Source organism: Streptomyces sp. TLI_146, assembly GCF_002846415.1.
Classification (GTDB): domain Bacteria; phylum Actinomycetota; class Actinomycetes; order Streptomycetales; family Streptomycetaceae; genus Streptomyces.
Map to the genome: position 1 here is coordinate 4,527,594 of NZ_PJMX01000001.1, position 16,665 is coordinate 4,544,258.

The 16,665-nt window shown below is 71.9% G+C and carries 16 protein-coding genes; 4 read left to right on the forward strand and 12 right to left on the reverse strand.

Features of this window, described 5'->3' with window-relative positions; genetic code table 11:
• Positions 1–4 precede the first annotated feature (4 nt).
• From BX283_RS20320 to BX283_RS20330, 3 genes are all read right to left on the reverse strand, one after another.
• Positions 5–562, reverse strand: a complete 558-nt coding sequence (locus tag BX283_RS20320) for a hypothetical protein (RefSeq protein WP_101388987.1) — start codon at positions 560–562, stop codon at positions 5–7.
• 199 nt (positions 563–761) lie between these two features.
• The gene (locus tag BX283_RS20325; protein ID WP_218976522.1) at positions 762–2,300 is read right to left on the reverse strand and encodes an alkaline phosphatase; all 1,539 of its coding nucleotides are present in this window, start codon (positions 2,298–2,300) and stop codon (positions 762–764) included.
• A 154-nt stretch (positions 2,301–2,454) separates the two neighbouring features.
• Positions 2,455–3,972, reverse strand: coding sequence for an LCP family protein (locus BX283_RS20330; RefSeq protein ID WP_101388989.1), 1,518 nt, complete (start codon positions 3,970–3,972; stop codon positions 2,455–2,457).
• A gap of 90 nt (positions 3,973–4,062) precedes the next feature.
• On the opposite strand from BX283_RS20330, the gene tatA reads away from it, so the two are divergent.
• The 3 genes from tatA to BX283_RS20345 all read left to right on the forward strand — a co-directional run bounded on the left by tatA (position 4,063) and on the right by BX283_RS20345 (position 6,936).
• The gene (tatA, locus tag BX283_RS20335; protein ID WP_101388990.1) at positions 4,063–4,239 is read left to right on the forward strand and encodes a Sec-independent protein translocase subunit TatA; all 177 of its coding nucleotides are present in this window, start codon (positions 4,063–4,065) and stop codon (positions 4,237–4,239) included.
• 105 nt (positions 4,240–4,344) lie between these two features.
• Positions 4,345–6,111, forward strand: coding sequence for a prolyl oligopeptidase family serine peptidase (locus BX283_RS20340; RefSeq protein WP_180357468.1), 1,767 nt, complete (start codon positions 4,345–4,347; stop codon positions 6,109–6,111).
• A gap of 60 nt (positions 6,112–6,171) precedes the next feature.
• Positions 6,172–6,936 (forward strand): SURF1 family protein, encoded by a 765-nt coding sequence (locus BX283_RS20345; RefSeq protein WP_101388992.1) that lies wholly within the window; start codon positions 6,172–6,174, stop codon positions 6,934–6,936.
• Between the two features lie 142 nt (positions 6,937–7,078).
• On the opposite strand, the gene BX283_RS40680 is transcribed toward BX283_RS20345, so the two are convergent.
• The 7 genes from BX283_RS40680 to BX283_RS20380 form a co-directional block, all read right to left on the reverse strand.
• Complete coding sequence (locus BX283_RS40680) at positions 7,079–8,140, reverse strand: hypothetical protein (protein ID WP_218976523.1); 1,062 nt, start codon at positions 8,138–8,140, stop codon at positions 7,079–7,081.
• 245 nt (positions 8,141–8,385) lie between these two features.
• A complete protein-coding gene (locus BX283_RS20355; RefSeq protein WP_101388993.1) occupies positions 8,386–9,054 on the reverse strand; it encodes a SigE family RNA polymerase sigma factor in 669 nt (222 codons plus the stop codon).
• 317 nt (positions 9,055–9,371) lie between these two features.
• A complete protein-coding gene (locus BX283_RS20360) occupies positions 9,372–10,427 on the reverse strand; it encodes an aspartate-semialdehyde dehydrogenase (RefSeq protein ID WP_101388994.1) in 1,056 nt (351 codons plus the stop codon).
• The gene (locus tag BX283_RS20365; RefSeq protein ID WP_101388995.1) at positions 10,424–11,704 is read right to left on the reverse strand and encodes an aspartate kinase; all 1,281 of its coding nucleotides are present in this window, start codon (positions 11,702–11,704) and stop codon (positions 10,424–10,426) included. The genes BX283_RS20360 and BX283_RS20365 overlap by 4 nt, the downstream gene beginning before the upstream one ends.
• A gap of 226 nt (positions 11,705–11,930) precedes the next feature.
• A complete protein-coding gene (locus BX283_RS20370) occupies positions 11,931–12,590 on the reverse strand; it encodes a DUF5063 domain-containing protein (protein ID WP_101388996.1) in 660 nt (219 codons plus the stop codon).
• Positions 12,583–13,182, reverse strand: a complete 600-nt coding sequence (gene recR / locus BX283_RS20375) for a recombination mediator RecR (RefSeq protein ID WP_101388997.1) — start codon at positions 13,180–13,182, stop codon at positions 12,583–12,585. Before recR ends, BX283_RS20370 begins: the two co-directional genes overlap by 8 nt.
• A 113-nt stretch (positions 13,183–13,295) precedes the next feature.
• Complete coding sequence (locus BX283_RS20380; protein ID WP_101388998.1) at positions 13,296–13,631, reverse strand: YbaB/EbfC family nucleoid-associated protein; 336 nt, start codon at positions 13,629–13,631, stop codon at positions 13,296–13,298.
• A 342-nt stretch (positions 13,632–13,973) separates the two neighbouring features.
• Here BX283_RS20380 and BX283_RS20385 point away from each other — a divergent pair, with 342 nt between their 5' ends.
• Positions 13,974–14,699, forward strand: a complete 726-nt coding sequence (locus tag BX283_RS20385) for an SLATT domain-containing protein (RefSeq protein ID WP_257583281.1) — start codon at positions 13,974–13,976, stop codon at positions 14,697–14,699.
• A 262-nt stretch (positions 14,700–14,961) separates the two neighbouring features.
• Here the strand turns inward: BX283_RS20385 and BX283_RS20390 are convergent, their stop codons facing one another.
• The gene (locus BX283_RS20390) at positions 14,962–15,822 is read right to left on the reverse strand and encodes a class I SAM-dependent methyltransferase (protein ID WP_101388999.1); all 861 of its coding nucleotides are present in this window, start codon (positions 15,820–15,822) and stop codon (positions 14,962–14,964) included.
• Between the two features lie 96 nt (positions 15,823–15,918).
• A complete protein-coding gene (locus tag BX283_RS20395; RefSeq protein WP_101389000.1) occupies positions 15,919–16,569 on the reverse strand; it encodes a hypothetical protein in 651 nt (216 codons plus the stop codon).
• Positions 16,570–16,665: the final 96 nt, after the last annotated feature.

Here is a 16,665-nt window from a genome sequence, read left to right on the forward strand (position 1 = left end):
ACCGCTACTCGTTGACCAGCACCGGCACGGACAGCACCGCGCTCGCCGCCTTCCCCGTCAGCGGGGTCTTCGGTACGGCGGTGAAGTCGATGCCCGCGCCCTCCGCGCGGGGTCCGGCGTGCCCGGCGGTGCCGTGGGCGGCCTCGCCCGCCTCGCCCTCCTCGGCGTACTGGAAGGAGCCGGTGCCGACGAGGTGGCCGCGCTCGTCGTAGAACGCGGCGCGCAGTTCGAGCGCGAGCACGTCGCTCACGTCGGAGGTGATGGCGAAGTGACCGGATACCGAGGGCTTCCCCTCGGAGAGCGCAAGCTTGGTGACGTGCACCCGGTCCGTGAACGGGCCCTGTTCCAGCCGCACTTCGCCCTTCGCGGGAACCTTGGCGAGGGTCGCGGCGGGCGCCGGGGCGCCGCTCGGCGCGGGGAAGGTGACGGCCGGGGCCGCCGCCTGCTCGGCCTGCGCGGGCCGCTGCCCGGCGTCGGCCTTGTCGCCGCCGGAGCCTCCGCAGGCCGTGGTGAGGGCCAGGGCGGTCAGGGCGAGAGCGGCCAGACGGATCGAGCGGTTCACTGCGTACTCCTGAATCGGCGGGTGCGGGGCCGGGAGAGGGTGACCCCCGGCCCCTGGTCAAGCTGGCCACGGCGGTCAACCGCCGTGCGGTAGCGGGTCGTTGGGGCGATATTTCACGTGAAACGGCTCGTGTGGAACAGCTCGCGTGGAGCAGCTCGCGTTTCACGTGAAACGTCGCTCACCCGACGGCCCCGTCGCGTCAGCCGCGCGGCGCCCGGCCGAACAGCGAGCGGTACATCTTGCCGTACAGCTCGGTGTTGATCTGGCTCGCCGCGAACTTCTCGGCGCCCGGCCCGTAGGCGTAGATCGGCACGTCGGCGCCGGTGTGGTTGCCGGAGAGGTAGGTCAGCCAGAGGCTCGCCTCGGGGGTGCCGTCCTTGACGCCGGCCGCGTCGTCGGGCGTACGGAACGTCGCCGGGCCGAAGTTCTTGACGTCGCCGGCACCGGCGCCGTTGAGGATGCCGGACGAGCGGGCCGGGTCCTTGGCACCCGACTTGTCGCGCGACGTCGTCGAGTTGTTCGCCGGGTTGCCCGCGTCCGTGTTGGCCGGGGGCGCGACGGCCTCGGCGTTGGTGTACGTGCCCTTCTCGATGATGTTGAAGCCCGCGCACTCGTGGTCAGCGGTCACGATGACCAGCGTGTGCCCGTCCTTCTTGGCGAAGTCGTACGCGGCCTTGACCGCGTCATCGAACGCCTTGACCTCGGCGAGCGTCTGAGCGGCGTCGTTGGCGTGCGAGCGCTTGTCGATCTGGGCGCCCTCGATCTGGAGGAAGAAGCCCTTCTTGGACCGGCCGTTGAGCAGGTCGATCGACTTCTTCGCCATGTCGGAGAGGGTCGGCTCCTGCTTCTGCGGGGCGTCCGCCGGGAGCCCGGCCTTGGCCTGCTCGACGGTCAGGTTGCCGCGGTTGAAGAGGCCGACGACCTTCTTGCCCTTGACGCCGTCGAGGTCGGCCTTGGTGGCGACCTTCTGGCTGGCGGCGGTCTGCGCGGGCAGGCTCGGGTCGCCGAAGCTGCCGAGCACCTGGTAGCCCTGGGCCTGGAGGGCCTTCTGGTCGTCCGGCTCGAAACGGGCGAGGCCGCCGCCGAGGACGACGTCGGCGGTGCCGTTGCGGGCGATCTGCTCGGCGACCGGGGTGATCAGCGTCTTGTCCTCGGGGGCCTTCTCGTACGAGCCGTCCGCGTTCTTCGGCAGGCAGGCCGCGTCCGAGTAGACCGGTCCCTGGCAGCCGCGCAGCAGCACGTGGCTGAACTGGGCGCCGGGGGTGGCGTCGGTGACCTCGGCGGTCGAGACGTTGCCGGTGGCGAAGCCGGCCTTCTTGGCCTGCTCCATCAGCGTGACGCGGCGCTTCTCGTACGCGTCCACGCCGAGCGCGGCGTTGTACGTCTTCACGCCGGACGACCACGCGGTGGCGGAGCTCGCCGAGTCGGTGACCAGCGCGGGCTGGTCGGTGCCCTTCTCAACGGCGTACGTGGCGACCGCGCCCGTGTAGGGCAGGCGCTCCATGTTCAGCTTGCCCTGGGCGCCGTAGTAGCGCTCGCGGCCGGCGGTGACATGGGTGCGGCCCATGCCGTCGCCGAGCAGGTAGATGACGTTGTGTATCTCCTGGCCGTGGCCCGGGAACGGGCGGGCGTCGTGCTGCGGGGCGGAGTTGGCCGTGACGGCGCTGCCCGCCGCGACGGCGGAGGCCAGCGCCACCACCGTCAGCGCCTTGCGGCGCTTGTGTCCCATGGATCTCATGGCGGCGAAGCTATGAGCCGAATATGAACGAGTTGTGAGGTGCGGGAGTACGGCGAACGAACGGCTTTGCCTTTCCAATGGGGGTGATCCGTGGTGGTGATCCGTGGTGGTGATGCGCCGTGATGATGCCCGTGGCGGTGCTCGTGGTGGCGCTCTACCCGTACGAGAGGCCGGAGCAGATGTTGTCGTCCGCCGAGCGGGCCTTGTCCGCGACCTCGGAGGGGACGGCGGCGGGGGCGTTGTCCGAGGGGGCGTCGGCGTACTTCGACCCCAGGGTGACGCTGAGCCCGGTCGCCTTGGTCGGGCGCAGCAGCGCGCCGGGGAAGCGCTGGGCGAGTGCGTCGGCGTGGGCGCGGGAGCCGGGCCCGTACTCGATGACGGTGTGGACGAAGTCCTGGGTGGCGGCGGTCGCCGTGCCGGTGACCGTGTAGCCGCCCGCCTTGAGGGAGTCGGCCGCGCGGGCGGCCAGGCCCTTGGTGGTGGTGCCGTTGTAGACGGCGACGGACACCCCGGCGCCCGAGGGCGGGGCGCTCGGACTCGGGCGCGTACTCGGGGAGGCTGCCTGTGCCTGCTCCTGTTTGCCGCCCGCGTCCTCGCCGTCCACGGTCCGGTCCGCGCGCAGGGCCGCGAAGAGCGCGTCGGCCTGCGGCTTCACTATCGCCACGCGCGCGCCCTCGTACCGCCAGGGCAGGGTGACGAACTTGGTGTTGTGCAGGTCGATGCTCTTCATCGACAGGGCGAAGGAGATCAGCTTGTCGGCCGAGCCGAGGCCCGGGTCGACCGTCATGGAGGCGGTCGCGGCCTTGGCGAGCGGGAAGAGGGTGGTCGGGCTGAGGCCCCGCGACTTGACCTTCTTCATGAGGCTGGCGATGAACGCCTGCTGGCGCTGGATGCGGCCGATGTCCGAGCCGTCGCCTATGCCGTGCCGGATGCGTACGTAGTCGAGCGCCTTCTGGCCGGAGACCCCTTGGACGCCCTTGGTGAACAGCCGCTCCCCGCGCGCGTGGAGGTTGGGGTTGAGGTCGCCCTGGTAGATGTCCTTGGGCACGCAGACCTGGACGCCGCCGACGGCCTCGGTCATCTTGGCGAAGCCCGCGAAGTCGACGACCACGGTGTGGTCGACGCGCAGCCCGGTCAGCTTCTCGACGGTGTTCTGGGTGCAGGCCGGGTTGCCCTTGGCGGTGTCGCCCACGGAGAACGCCGAGTTGAACATCACGTTGTGCTGGGTCTTGGTCCACGTGCCGTCCGGGAGTCGGCAGGGCGGCACGTCGACCAGGGTGTCGCGGGGTATGGAGACGGCCGTGGCGTGCTGGTGGTCGGCGTGGACGTGCATCAGGAACGCGGTGTCCGAGCGGCCGATGTCACCGTCGCCGTGGCCGTACCGCTCGTTGTCGCCCGCCCGTGAGTCCGAGCCGATGACCAGGACGTTCTGGCCCTTGGCCGAGGCGGCCGGGCGGTCGCCGGAGACCCCGCCGTCGTCGAAGGTGCGGATGTCGCCGTTGAGCTGGAGGTAGAGCCAGCCGGCCCCGGCCACGGCGAGGACGAGCAGGGACACCAGCAGGGCGAGCACCAGGCGCAGCCGACTGCGTCTGCGCCGCCGGGCCGGGGGCGCACCGGCGGCGCCCTTCCGGCTTCCGCCGCGCGCGTGTCCCGCCTTGTGGCTGCCTGCCATCCGTACGCCCTGTCCGTGTCCGATTAGTTGTACAGTTGCGCAATGTAGCAAGTCTTGCTGAGAGAGAAGCCGAGAGGGAAGGACGACGGGATGTTCCTGCGCAATGGTCTGGAGCCCTGGCATCTGCTGATCGTCGCCGTGGTGCTGATCCTGCTCTTCGGCTCCAAGAAGCTGCCCGACACGGCCCGGGCCCTGGGCAAGTCGCTGCGGATCCTCAAGAGCGAGACGCGGGCACTGAAGGACGAGTCGGACGCCCCCCGCCCGTAGCCCTGCGGGACCGTTCGGCATGTACACGCCCCGAGTTGTCCACAGGCTGCGGACGGTGGGGGCGGGTTGTCGGCGGGGCGGCGCATGATGGGGTCCATGAACGAGATGCCGGAGTGGGAGAAGCGGTTCAGGGCGCCCCGGGTCGGGCTCCCCGACTGGGCGGAGGACGCCCCGGACCGCTCGCTGTTCGTGTCGAACGCGACGGGGACGTACGAGCTGTACGCATGGGACCGGGCGACCGGCGCCCAGCGCCAGGCGACGGACCGGCCGAACGGGACGACGGACGGGGTGCTGACGCCGGACGGCGAGTGGATCTGGTGGTTCAGCGACACCGACGGGGACGAGTTCGGCGTGTGGATGCGCCAGCCGTTCGGCGGGGGCGACGACGAGCCCGCCGTGCCGGGCCTTGAGCCGTCCTACCCGGCGGGCCTCGCGCTCGGCCGGGACGGCACGGCGGTGGTCGGCCGCTCCACCGACGAGGACGGCACGACGGTCCACGTGGTGCGACCCGGGGCCGCGCCGGTGGAGATCTACCGGCACCGCGAGTCGGCGGGCGTCGGCGACCTCTCGTACGACGGGACGCTGATCGCCCTGGAGCACACCGAGCACGGCGACGCGATGCACTCGGCGCTGCGCGTGGTCCGGCTCGACGGCTCCACGGCCGCCGAGCTCGACGACACCAAGGGCGGCGCCGAGGAGCTCGGCCTCGAAGTGCTCGGCTTCGCGCCGCTGCCCGGCGACACCCGGCTGCTGATCGCGCACCAGCGCCGGGGCCGCTGGGAGCCGATGGTGTGGGACGTGGCGTCGGGCGCGGAGACCGAGCTCGCGCTCGAACTGCCGGGCGACGTGGTGGCGGAGTGGTATCCGGACGGCTCGGCGCTGCTCGTCGTCCACAGCTTCGAGGCCCGCAGCGAGCTGTTCCGGTACGACCTGGCGGCGGCCGAGCTGGTCGAGGTGGAGACCCCGGCCGGTTCCGTCTCGGGCGCCACGGCCCGGCCCGACGGGACCGTGGAGTACCTGTGGTCGTCGGCGGCGCGCCCCTCCGAGGTGCGCTCCACCACGGGCGCGGTCGTCCTCGACCCTCCGGGCATGAAGGCGCCCGGCTCGGTCCCGGTGGAGGACGCGTGGGTGGAGGGGCCCGGCGGCCGGATCCACGCGCTGGTGCAGCGGCCGGCCGGGGCGGGCCCGTTCCCGACCGTCTTCGAGCTCCACGGCGGCCCGACCTGGCACGACAGCGACGCCTTCGCGGCGGGCCCGGCGGCCTGGCTGGACCACGGGTACGCGGTGGTGCGCGTCAACTACCGCGGCTCCACGGGGTACGGCAGGGAGTGGACGGACGCGCTCAAGCACCGGGTCGGGCTCATCGAGCTGGAGGACGTGGCGGCGGTCCGGGAGTGGGCGGTCTCGTCCGGCCTCGCCGACCCGTCCAGGCTGGTCCTCTCGGGCGCCTCCTGGGGCGGCTATCTGACCCTGCTGGGCCTCGGCACCCAGCCGGACGCGTGGTCGCTGGGGATCGCGGTGGTGCCGGTCGCGGACTATGTGACGGCGTACCACGACGAGATGGAAGCGCTGAAGGCGATGGACCGCACGCTGCTCGGCGGCACACCGGAGGAGGTGCCGGAGCGCTTCGAGGCATCGTCGCCGCTGACGTACGTGGACGCGGTGAAGGCCCCCGTCTACATCTCGGCGGGCGTCAACGACCCGCGCTGCCCGATCCGCCAGGTCGAGAACTACGTGGACCGCCTGGCCGCCCGGGGCGCGGTGCACGAGGTGTACCGGTACGACGCGGGGCACGGCTCGCTGGTGGTGGAGGAGCGGATCAAGCAGGTGCGGCTGGAGCTGGAGTTCGCGGGGAGGCACCTGGCCCCATAGGAAGAGACGGGCGGGCACCCCGCGCCCCGGCCCCCCGGAGGGATTCCGTACCGTGGTGGTGTGTACCGGTTCCTGCTGACGCCCCGCTGGTGGGGGATCAACGTCTTCGTCGTGCTGGCCATCCCCTTCTGCGTGTTCATGGGGTCCTGGCAGCTCGGCCGCTTCGAGGACCGCGTGCAGTCGCACAACGCGGCCGACGAGCGGCCCGACCCGGCCGAGCAGAAGGCCGCGCCGCTGCGCGAGCTGCTGCCCGTCGACCAGAAGACGTCGGGCCGCACGGCGAGCGCGACCGGGCAGTACGGGGAGCAGTTCCTGGTGCCGGACCGCCGGGTGGACGGCCGCAGCGGCTCGTATGTGCTGACCCTGCTGCGTACCGACGGCGGCAAGGCGCTGCCCGTGGTGCGCGGCTGGCTGCCGAAGGGCCGCCCGGCGCCCGCCCCGCCCACCGGTGAGGTCAGCGTCGCCGGTGCGCTCCAGGCCTCCGAGACGCCCGGGACGGACGGGGTGAACGCCTCGGGCGGGCTCCCCCGGGGCCAGCTCGGGATGATCAGCGCGGCGTCGCTGGTCAATCTCGTGCCGTACGAGGTGTACGACGCGTGGATCACGCTCACCGACGCCGACTCGGGGATGACGGCGGTGCCGGCCGCCAAGCCGCAGAACACCGGCCTGGACCTGAAGGCGTTCCAGAACCTCGGCTACACCGGCGAGTGGTTCGTCTTCGCCGGGTTCGTGGTGTTCATGTGGTTCCGGCTGCTGCGGCGCGAGGCCGAGGCGGCGGAGGACGCGGAGCTGGGGCTGGCGCCCGAGCCGAGCGGTACGGGTTGAGTCGGATTCGGCTGCGTTTCGGCTGCGGGCCGGTGGGAGCTGAGCGCGCGGTTCCCCGCGCCCCTGGGCAACTGCGGTGGGAGCGGGAACGCATGGTGACGCCCCCGCTCCCCCTGCTCCTCCCCCTCCGGATGAGGAGCCGTCAGGGTGTTGCCGGAGCCGGGGCCGGAGCCGGCAGGACGCCCGTGCGGTAGATCGTTCCGGCGCAGGCGTTGGGGATGGTCGCCTCGGCGGTCGGCGCGCCGGGCTCGGCGACGTGGGTCACCGCGACCTTGCCGTCCGTCGGGGTGGCGGGCGTCGCCGGGTCGGCGGCGCCGAGCTGGGGTTCGGCGCCCGTCGATGCCGTACCGGTCCCGGTGCTGCCGGTCGCCCCGCCGCTGCCTCCGCTGACCGTCGACGGCGAGGGGTCGGGCGAGGGCTGCGGCTTGGGACAGGTCTCGGACGGCACCCAGGCGAACTTGACCTCGTACGCGGCCGACGGCTTGAGCACCAGACCGGTGGCTTCGAGCGAGGGGTCGGGCAGCCGGGCCGCCGGGTCGCCGGTGGAGTGGTCCACGACGGTGATCCGGGAGGCGTCGGCGGCGCCCAGCGCCTGGAAGTCGACCTTGCCGGCCCCGCTGACCTGGCAGAGCTTCTGCGAGACGTTGGCGACGCGGAACGTGCCGTAGACCTTGCCGTCGGCGTCGGGCTTGCTGATCCGGGCGGACTTCACGCCGAGTTCGGTCGCGTCGCAGACCGGCGAGTCGGCGACCACGGGCCCGCCGGGGGGCCCGGTCTCGCCGCCCACGGTGCCGCCGACGGCGGTCCGTCCGGGCTCCACGGGCTTCACCGTCCCGGTCGGCGCCGGGGTGCGGGGGGTCCGGCCGGAGGGCCTGTCGGCCCCCCGGTCACCGTCCTCCACACCCGGCGCGGTACCGGTGCCGCCGTGGGCCTGCTGGCCGTGCCCGGCGATGGTGGGCCGGTCCTCGGAGGCCGCGCCCGTGTTGGCGACGTGCAGGAACGCGGGGACCGCGGTGCCGATGAGCAGCGCCGCGGCGGCCGCGCCGACCATCGCGTGCCGCTTGCGGGCCTGGCGGGCGGGGACGGCCCGGCGCAGCTGGTCCAGGGCTCCCTCGGACGGCTCCATGCCGTCCACCGCGCCGTGCAGCAGCCGGCGCAGCGCGTCCTCGTCCGGGGTCAGGCCAGGTGGGAAGGGGTCGTTCACAATCGCGTTTCCAGTCCGGTCGTCCAGAGGGCGGTCGGGCCCGTTTGTGCTCTCCCCGTGGCGGCGGCCGTGGCCGCTGTCGCCGTGCTCACCGTGGTGCCCGTGTTCCCCCCGGGCCCCGGCCGTGCCGTACGGACTGTCCGTGCCGTACGCAGTGTCGTCCCGGCGGCCGCGGTGGTCACCGCGCTGCTCGCCGTCTCCCCGCCGGTCCTCCCTGTCTCCGAATCCCGCATTCCACTTGGCGCTCATACCGGTGCCTCCATGGCTATCCGGAGTGCGGCGATGCCGCGTGAGCCGTACGCCTTCACCGAGCCCAGGGATATCCCCAGCGTCTCGGCGACCTGGGACTCGGTCATGTCCGCGAAGTACCGCAGCACGAGGACCTCGCGCTGGCGGCGCTGGAGGCCGCGCATGGCCTTGATCAGCGCGTCCCGCTCCAGCTGGTCGTACGCCCCCTCCTCGGCGCTCGCCATGTCGGGCATCGGCTTGGAGAGCAGCTTGAGCCCGAGGATGCGGCGGCGCAGGGCCGAGCGGGACAGGTTGACGACGGTCTGGCGCAGATAGGCGAGCGTCTTCTCGGGTTCGCGCACGCGCGAGCGGGCCGAGTGGACGCGGATGAAGGCCTCCTGGACGACGTCCTCGCAGGAGGCCGTGTCGTCGAGCAGCAGCGCGGCGAGCCCGAGCAGCGAGCGGTAGTGCGCGCGGTAGGTCTCGGTGAGGTGGTCGACGGTGGTCCCTGCGGCCATGGCGTCGTCAGTGCCCTCGCGGGCCGACGTCGGCTGGGACGGGACGCGGGTGGGGCGCGCGGTCGGCATGGGGGCGATCACCGGCATGCCGCCGGCCGGCCGCCGCCGGAGCGGACGGACCACTGCGCCGCGCACCGGAATCGCGCTGATGTCGAGAACCTCTGCCACGCCAGTTGGACACGCTTCCCCCCGTCAGGGTTGTACGCGTACGACACCGTTTTTGACAGTGCGACAAATGCCCTCATGCGTACTCGCTCTTCCCCAATGCCCCGATATTTACGGCACCTTGATGGGCGACCGCATAGACGCTCCATGCCGGGCTGCCGGTTGCAGGGACACGGAAATGAATCGTGTAACAGGGCAACAGTGCAGTTCAAGTGGTACAGACCAGCGACTTGCTCACAGAGCGTTCACAGATCCTACAAACTCTGTGGCCTTCCCGGCGGCGAAATCGCGCCGGTGTGCGACCGGTCTTCAGCCGCTCTTCAGCCGCTGAATTCCCGGGCCGCCAGCTCCGCGATCTGAGCGGCGTTCAAAGCCGAGCCCTTGCGGAGGTTGTCGCCGCAGACGAAGAGATCGAGCGCGTACGGGTCGTCGGGCGAGCGGCGTACCCGTCCCACCCACGCGGGGTCGGTGCCGACCGCGTCGGCGGGTGTCGGGAACTCGCCGGCCGCCGGGTCGTCGAGCAGCACCACGCCGGGCGCGGTCGCCAGGATCTCGTGGGCCCGCGCCACCTCGACCTCGTTCTCGAAGGTGGCGTGGACGGAGACGGAGTGGGTGGTGACCACAGGCACCCGGACGCAGGTCGCGGCCACCGCGAGCCGCGGCAGGCCGAGCACCTTGCGGGTCTCCTCGCGCAGCCCCAGCTCCTCGCTGGACCAGCCGCCGTCGGCCGGCTCCCCCGACCAGGGCACCACGTTGAGCGCCACCGGCGCCGCGAACGGCCCGGTGTCCTCGCCCACGGCCCGGCGCACGTCGCCGGGCCCGGTGCCCAGTTCCGTACCCGCGACGAGGGAGAGCTGTGCGCGCAGGGCCTCGACGCCGGCCCGTCCGGCGCCGCTGACCGCCTGGTACGTGGAGACGACGAGCCCGCTCAGGCCGTACTCGGCGTGCAGCGCGCCCACCGCCACGATCAGCGCGAGGGTGACGCAGTGCGGGGAGGCCACGATCCCGCGCGGCCGCAGCCGTACGGCATGGGGGTTGACCTCGGGCACCACCAGCGGCACGTCCGGGTCCATGCGGAAGGCCGACGAGGTGTCCACGACCACCGCGCCCTTGGCGGCGGCGACCGGCGCCCACTGGGCGGCGACCTGCTCGGGCACCAGGAAGACGGCGACGTCGACGCCGTCGAGCGCCTCCTCGCCCAGGGCCAGGACCTCGGTCTGCTCGCCGCGCACGACGAGCTTGCGGCCCGCCGAGCGCGGGGAGGCGACGAGTCTGATCTCGCCCCAGACGTCCGCATGCTGGGACAGGATCTGGAGCAGCACCGCGCCGGCGCCCCCGGTCGCTCCGACGACCGCGAGCGCCGGCTTGCGGGTCATCGTCCGGTGCCTCCGTAGACGACCGCCTCGTCGGAGTCGGAGTCCAGGCCGAAGGCGGTGTGCACGGCGCGCACGGCCTCGTTGACGTCGTCGGCGCGGGTGACCACGGAGATGCGGATCTCGGAGGTGGAGATCAGCTCGATGTTCACGCCCGCGTCGCTGAGCGCCTCGAAGAACCCGGCGGTGACGCCCGGGTTGGTCTTCATCCCGGCGCCGACCAGCGAGATCTTGGCGATCTGGTCGTCGTAGCGCAGCGACTCGAAGCCGATGGTCGCCTTGGCCCGCTCCAGGGCGTCGATGGCCTTGCGGCCCTCCGCCTTGGGCAGGGTGAACGAGATGTCGGTCAGCCCGGTGGAGGCGGCCGAGACGTTCTGGACGACCATGTCGATGTTGATCTCGGCATTGGCGATGGTCCGGAAGATGGCCGCGGCCTCGCCCGGCTTGTCGGGGACCCCGACCACCGTGATCTTCGCCTCGGAGACGTCGTGGGCGACTCCGGAGATGATGGCGTGCTCCACCTGCTGACCTTCCGCCCGGGAACGTGGTTCGTTGCTGACCCAGGTGCCCTGAAGTCCGCTGAAGGACGACCGCACGTGGATCGGGATGTTGTAACGGCGTGCGTACTCGACGCAGCGGTGCAGCAGCACCTTGGAGCCGGACGCGGCCAGCTCCAGCATGTCCTCGAAGGAGATCCAGTCGATCTTCTTGGCCTTCTTCACCACACGCGGGTCGGCGGTGAACACACCGTCGACGTCCGTGTAGATCTCGCAGACCTCGGCGTCGAGCGCCGCCGCGAGGGCGACGGCCGTGGTGTCGGACCCGCCTCGGCCGAGCGTGGTGATGTCCTTCTTGTCCTGGGACACGCCCTGGAACCCGGCCACGATCGCGATGTTGCCCTCGTCGAGGGCGGTGCGGATGCGGCCCGGCGTGACGTCGATGATCCGCGCTTTGTTGTGGACCGAGTCCGTGATGACGCCTGCCTGGCTGCCCGTGAACGACTGGGCGTTGTGGCCCAGGTTTTTGATCGCCATGGCCAGCAGGGCCATGGAGATCCGCTCTCCGGCGGTCAGCAGCATGTCGAATTCCCGGCCGGTCGGCATCGGAGATACCTGCTCGGCGAGATCGATCAACTCGTCCGTCGTGTCGCCCATCGCGGAAACCACGACGACCACCTGGTGGCCGTTCTTCTTGGCTTCCACGATCCGCTTGGCGACGCGCTTGATGCCCTCGGCATCGGCAACGGAGGAGCCTCCGTACTTCTGCACGACAAGGCCCACGTGCGCTCCTCGCTCGGTTCATTACTGCGGTCGGCTCAGTCTAACGAGCGGCCCGGATCCTCCCGGGAGGTGTCACATCGTGAGATGTCCCGCTCGCGATGCGATCTTGGTAGGCCCCCGGGTGGGGGGACGGATCCGGTCCGCTCGTGATGGCGCACCTGCCCCTCGGCCGTGGTTGTACGCACGGGTGTGGGGCGGCTCACAAGCCGGGGGAGCGCGTACGGGACTACTTGACCGTGCGCAGGCCCAGCGGCCCCGCGATCTCCTCGGCCATCACGCGGCCCGCCTCCTCGGCGAGCGACTCCTCGGTGAGGTCCTCGTCCGTGTCCAGGCCGTCCAGCTCCTCCAGGGGCTGGTTGAGGCGGACGTGGGCGACGAGCGACTGGAGGGCTCGCAGGGTCGCGGAGGCGGTGGAGCCCCAGTTGGAGAAGTACGAGAACTGCCACCACCACAGCGCCTCGGTGGTGCGGCCCGCGCGGTAGTGGGCGAGGCCGTGGCGCAGATCGGTGACGACGTCCGCGAGGTCGTCGGAGATCCGGCAGGCGACGGGCGCCTTGCGCGGCTCGTACGGGTCGAAGACCTCGGAGTAGACGTCGATCGGCTCCAGCAGGGCCGCGAACCGCTCGCGCAGGTCGTCGACGTCCGGCTCCGGGCCGAGGTCCGGCTCGTACCGCTCGTCCGGGACGATGTCCTCGTGCGCACCGAGGCGGCCCCCGGCGAGCAGCAGCTGGGAGACCTCCAGGAGCAGGAACGGCACCGCGCTGTCCGGCTCGTCGCCCTTGGCCACCTCGGTGACCGCGACGATGAAGGACTCGACCTGGTCCGCGATCTGGACCGCGAAGGAGTCCGGATCCTGGTTGACCGCGTGCAGCGTTGCGTCAGACATCGAGAAGTCGCCTTCCTTCAAAGGCCCGCCCGAGCGTGACCTCGTCCGCGTACTCCAGATCTCCCCCGACGGGGAGTCCGCTGGCCAGCCGGGTGACCCGCAGGCCCATCGGCTTGATCATGCGGGCGAGGTACGTCGCTGTCGCCTCGCCCTCCAGGTTCGGGTCGGTGGCCAGGATCAGTTCGGTGACCGTGCCGTCGGCGAGCCGGGCGAGCAGCTCGCGGATGCGCAGGTCGTCCGGGCCGACCCCCTCGATGGGGCTGATGGCGCCGCCGAGCACGTGGTAGCGGCCGCGGAACTCGCGGGTCCGCTCGATCGCCACGACGTCCTTGGGCTCCTCCACGACACAGATGACGGCGAGGTCGCGGCGCGGGTCGCGGCAGATGTTGCACTGCTCCTGCTGCGCCACGTTGCCGCACACCGCGCAGAACCGGACCTTGTCCTTCACTTCGAGCAGCGCGTGCGCGAGGCGGCGCACGTCGGTGGGCTCGGCCTGGAGGATGTGGAAGGCGATCCGCTGCGCGCTCTTGGGACCGACGCCGGGCAGCCTGCCCAACTCGTCGATGAGGTCCTGGACCACGCCTTCGTACAACGGACTGCCTCTCGTGGGTCTTCCGGGTGCTTACGGTAGTTGGTGGGCGGGCGCCGCATAAGAGCGGACCCGCGTTGTTCACCACTGTTCAGGAGCGCGCTCCCGCATCGGCCTCAGAAGGGCAGGCCGGGCATTCCGCCGAGGCCCTGCGCCAGCGGGCCGAGCTTCTGCTGCTGGAGCTGCTGCGCGTTCTCGTTCGCGGCCTGGACGGCGGCGACGACGAGGTCCGCGAGCGTCTCGGTGTCTTCGGGGTCGACCGCCTTGGGGTCGATGACGAGGCCGCGCAGCTCGCCGGAGCCGGTCACGGTCGCCTTGACGAGCCCGCCGCCGGCCTGGCCGTCGACCTCGGTCGCGGCGAGCTCCTCCTGCGCACGGGCGAGGTCCTGCTGCATCTGCTGCGCCTGCTGGAGCAGCTGCTGCATGTTGGGCTGGCCACCACCAGGGATCACGGTGCACTCCGTCTTTTCGCGTAGTCGTGTGTCGCGTAGCCGCGTACTCGGGTGCCGGAAGGATCCGGCACTCCGAGCCTACGTGCTCTCCCCGCGCACTGCTCCGCAACTCTTTCGAGTGAGTCGGCGGAGGTTCTCCTACCTGATCAAGGCCCACTTACGGGGGGAAACAGCGCGATAGCGGCCCTCGCGCCCACCATTCGGCGGTAGGAAGGGCAGTCACGTCTCGGGGGAGGCCGGTGGCCGCTGCGCACGGTGATGGACGGTGACTGTACGTTACGTCACCGGCATGCGCCGACCGCACGCCGACAGTTTCGATACGCACCGCGGAGGGAGCGCCGGGTGAGCCAGCCGGAGATGCAGCCCGAGGGGCTCCCGGGACCGCCCCGGGACGAGCGCGACCTGACCGGGCGCCCGTTCCCGCTCGGCGACTGGGGCGAGCCCGCGGAACGGCTCGACGAGCTGTACCGGTGGGTCGAGGCGGGGGCGCTGCGCACAGCCGAGTGGTACCTGGCGGACCGGCTGTGGAAGCGGCGGGGCGCGCGGGTGCTGCGGGTGTGCACGGCGGCGGGGGCGATCGCCGGGGCGGGGCTGCCGCTGCTCGACGTGACCGGGGCGCTGTCGGGCGCGTCCGGCTGGGGCTACGTCTGCCTGCTCCTGGGGGCGGCGTGCCTGGCCTGCGACCGGTACTTCGGGCTTACGTCGGGGTGGATGCGGGATGTCGCGACGGCGCAGGCGGTGCAGCGGCGGTTGCAGGGTCTTCAGTTCGACTGGGCGTCGGAGAGTGTGCGGGAGGTTCTGGGACCGACGGAGGGGACGGCGAGTGAGGCGGCGGATCGGTGCCTGTCGGTCCTGCGCCGGTTCTCCGAGGACGTCACGGAGCTGGTGCGCTCCGAGACGGCGGACTGGATGGTGGAGTTCCGCTCCGGCCCGGCGCCCCTGGTGATGCAGTCCCTGGCGTCCACCTCCCCCCGCCCGGACGCGGCCCCCGGCCCGGGCCGCTTCCCCCTCCCCCCGGGCACCCGCCCGAACATGCCGCGCCAGCGCCCCCCGGAGTCCCCGCGTTAGAGCCCCCACCCCACCCCTTCCCTAAACCCTCCGGGGGTGGGGCCTGCGGCCCCTGCGCCCCGCTGTGTTCGTCTGCGGGCCGTGGCGGGCTGGTCGCGCAGTTCCCCGCGCCCCTAGGGGGTACGGGCGATTGCGAGGGCGAAGCCGAGCACTTCAGGGGCGCGGGGAACTGCGCGAGCAACCGGCCACGGTCCGCAGGCGAACAGGGGTCCCGGCCGCCCGCCAGAGGGCTTTCGGGAAGGGGTGGGGTGGGGGTCAAAAATCAGCGGCGCGGCAGCAGCGTCCTCGCCAAGCGGCGGGCCAGCGGGGCGCGCGGCGCCGGGGGCGCGGGGGGCGCGGGCGAGGGGGCCGGTGCGCCCTCGTGGCGCGAGCGCGGCGCCGCCGGCGCCACCGCCTTCTTCCCCGCGATCCGGATCAGCGGCGCCCCCGCCACCTCCTCCACCCCATGCCACATGTCGGAACGCGACGACAGCCACGCCAGAAGCTCCGAACGGACCGGCTCAGGGTCCGACCACGTGCCGTAGAACTTCGTCCCGGTGATGCAGACCGGCCGCAGCCCGGTCGTCGCCACCGCACCCCACACCGCCGCCGCGACCCCCGGACAGTGCTCCGCCCGGAAGTCGTCGAACGCCACGATCCCGTCGGGGACGACGAGCGCCCGCGCCGCCGCGATGTCCCCGTGCACGTGCTCGTACAGGTGCGACGCGTCCACGTGGATGAAGCGGCAGGAGGACGCGGACACCCGGGAGGTGATCACCGACGTGGGGGCCTGGACGACCACGGGGAGCTCGTCGTGGAAGGACAGGTAGTTCGCCTCGAAGGCCCGCCGCGTCAGCGTCGCGTACGAGCGGTCCATCTCCTCGCTGTTGGGGTCGTCCGGCGCGGGCGAGTCGAACAGGTCGCAGACCGTGAACGTCTCGCCCTGGCGCAGGTACGACCCCAGGAAGATCGCGCTCTTGCCGAGGTACGCGCCGAGTTCCAGCAGGTCACCACGGAGTTCCTGGCGCTCCTGGCGCGCCAGGAACCAGTCGAAGAGCAGTTGGTCGGCGGGCCAGAACCACCCCTTCACATCGGAGAAGCGGGCCGGGGCGGCGGCGCTCTGAGCGCCCGTCGTTTGTGACATGGACCGGTCCTACTCCCGCCAGGTGGCGGGGAGTTTACGGTCAGGGGTGGGGCGGGTGGTGCCCCGGCGACATCCCCCCGTACACCCGGCCGACCCTCAGCTGAAGATGATCATAGAGCCCTGCGCCAGCGACCTCGTGGCCGCCGCGTGCAGCCCCAGCCACACGTGCCGCTCCCGTGCGAAGGGGCTCTCGTCGTACGGGATCGGGCCCGCGGGCTCCTCCAAGGAGGTCGGCCGGTCCGGCGGGGCCGGGGCCATCGGCGGGTTCACGGGGTCTATCCCGATCGCCGGGGCCACGAACTCCAGCTCCCGCAGCAGCCCGTGGGTGGAGCCCAGCGGACCGCCCCCGGCCAGCAGCTCCTCGTTGGCGAGCGGGGTGTGGAAGTCCACCGGCACATACGCGCCCGCGTGGTCGTAGTGCCAGACCAGATGGGACTGCTGGGCCGTCGTCTCGAACATCTCCAGGAGCTGCTCGTAGTCGCCGCCGAGCTCGTCGACCGGCGTCACGGCGAGGCGGCAGAGCTGGAGGAGGTAGGCGCGGCGCAGGAAGTGCAGCGCGTCGTAGTCGAAGCCCGCGACCGGGGCGACGTCGCCCGACAGGCCGGGCATGTACGCGAAGACGGGCACGGGCGGCAGCCCTGCCTCACCGAGTGCCTTGTCGTACGAGGCGATCTCCTCGGCGAACGGGTTGTCGGGGCTGTGGCACAGCACGTCGACGAGGGGGACCAGCCACAAGTCACAGGCCACGGGGCTCCTTACGAGGTCGCGATGGTCGGGACAGCGTAGTCCGCCGAGCACGCTCCGCGAAGCTCGCCCGTCAACTCCCGTGCGGGGCACGCGTCA

What these genes read in the sequence shown, in the direction of transcription:
- BX283_RS20370 (WP_101388996.1), bottom strand. Translation starts at nt 12,590, where the DNA reads ATGTCTGACGCAACGCTGCACGCGGTCAACCAGGATCCGGACTCCTTC.
- BX283_RS20360 (WP_101388994.1), bottom strand. Translation starts at nt 10,427, where the DNA reads ATGACCCGCAAGCCGGCGCTCGCGGTCGTCGGAGCGACCGGGGGCGCC.
- BX283_RS20390 (WP_101388999.1), bottom strand. Translation starts at nt 15,822, where the DNA reads ATGTCACAAACGACGGGCGCTCAGAGCGCCGCCGCCCCGGCCCGCTTC.
- BX283_RS20340 (WP_180357468.1), top strand. Translation starts at nt 4,345, where the DNA reads ATGCCGGAGTGGGAGAAGCGGTTCAGGGCGCCCCGGGTCGGGCTCCCC.
- BX283_RS20330 (WP_101388989.1), bottom strand. Translation starts at nt 3,972, where the DNA reads ATGGCAGGCAGCCACAAGGCGGGACACGCGCGCGGCGGAAGCCGGAAG.
- tatA (WP_101388990.1), top strand. Translation starts at nt 4,063, where the DNA reads ATGTTCCTGCGCAATGGTCTGGAGCCCTGGCATCTGCTGATCGTCGCC.
- BX283_RS20325 (WP_218976522.1), bottom strand. Translation starts at nt 2,300, where the DNA reads ATGAGATCCATGGGACACAAGCGCCGCAAGGCGCTGACGGTGGTGGCG.